Genomic DNA, 1,453 nt, shown 5'->3' with positions numbered 1-1,453 from the left:
AGTCCCCCATGGCCTTCGGCCGCCACGAGGTATGAGAATCGGGTCGGGTCCGGCTGAGCTCGGTTGGCATTGGTGCGTCTAGCCCGAAGCAAAGTCTGAGGCCTGGGGGCCTTCCCGGCACCACGAATTGTTGCTACGTGCACGCCTGACAGCTTCGTCAGCGGTCGGCCCCTGCCGGACCCACCCGGGTGAGACTGGTGGTGAGGAGCGGGTGATGGACACCATCGTGCAGCGTTGCGCGGGACTGGATGTGGGCAAACGGGAGGTCCAGGCCTGCGTGCGGGTGCCCACGACCGACGGTGAGGGCCGCCGCGCGAAGATCAAGACGTTCTCGACGTTCACCTCAGGGTTGGAGCGGCTGGCTGCCTGGCTGGCCGACCACGGGGTGACCGAGGTGGTGATGGAGGCAACCGGCCAGTACTGGAAGCCGGTCTGGTATCAGCTCGAGGATCAGGGTTTCGAGTTGAAGCTGGTCAACGCCCGGCACGTCAAGATCCTTCCCGGGCGCAAGACCGATGTCGCCGACGCGGCCTGGCTGGCCGAGTTGCTCGAGCACGGTCTGCTGCGTGGCAGCTTCGTGCCCGGGCGTGAGATCCGCGAGTTGCGGGATCTGACCCGCTACCGCAAGAAGCTCGTCCAGGTCCGGACCGCCGAGACTCAGCGAATCCACAAGACCCTCGAAGATGCCGGGATCAAACTGGGCTCGGTGGCCTCGGACGTGCTCGGGGCCTCCGGACGGGCGATGCTGGTCGCCCTGATCGGTGGCGAGCGTGACCCGAAGGTCCTCGCCGGGCTGGCCAAAGGCCGGTTGCGGGCCAAGCTGCCCGACCTGCAGGAGGCGCTGCGCGGCCGGTTCGACAGCCATCACGCCCTGATGCTGCGGCTCGGCATGGAACACCTGTCCCAACTCGAACACGCCATCGGTGAACTCGACGACCAGATCGAGGCCGTGATGGCCCCTTTCGCCCGGGCCCGTGATCACCTCGACACGATCACCGGAGTCGGACAACGGGCCGCGGAAGCGTTGATCGGCGAGATCGGCACCAACATGAGCGTGTTCCCCACCCCCGGACACCTGGCTTCCTGGGCGTGTGTCTGCCCGGGTAACAACACCACCGGGGGCAAACGCAAGACCGGGAAGACCCGCGACGGCAACCCCTGGATCCGCGACATCCTCGTCGAATGCGCCTGGGCCGCGTCCCGAACCCACGACACCTACCTCGGCGCCCAGTTCTGGCGCCTGGCCCGGCGCATCGGCAAGAAGAAGGCCGCCCTCGCCGTCGGCCACAGCATCCTCGTCATCGCCTGGCACCTGCTCACCAACGACGCTGACTACGACGACCTCGGAGGCGACTACTTCCTCCGCCGCCACGACAGCCCCGACCGTCGCCGCGACCGCCACCTCAAGGCACTCCAAGACCTCGGATACGAGGTCACACTCGCCAAGGCCTCA

The 1,453-nt window shown here is 67.2% G+C and carries 1 protein-coding gene; it reads left to right on the top strand.

Features of this window, described 5'->3' with window-relative positions; genetic code table 11:
* Window positions 1-214 precede the first annotated feature (214 nt).
* On the top strand, window positions 215-1,453 hold a 1,239-nt coding region (locus KME75_RS41505), incomplete at its 3' end, for an IS110 family RNA-guided transposase (protein WP_219420461.1).

Source organism: Pseudonocardia nigra, assembly GCF_019396355.1.
Lineage (GTDB): Bacteria > Actinomycetota > Actinomycetes > Mycobacteriales > Pseudonocardiaceae > Pseudonocardia > Pseudonocardia nigra.
The sequence above is the reverse complement of the archived record's forward strand: the minus strand, read 5'-3'. Positions and strand labels throughout refer to the sequence as shown.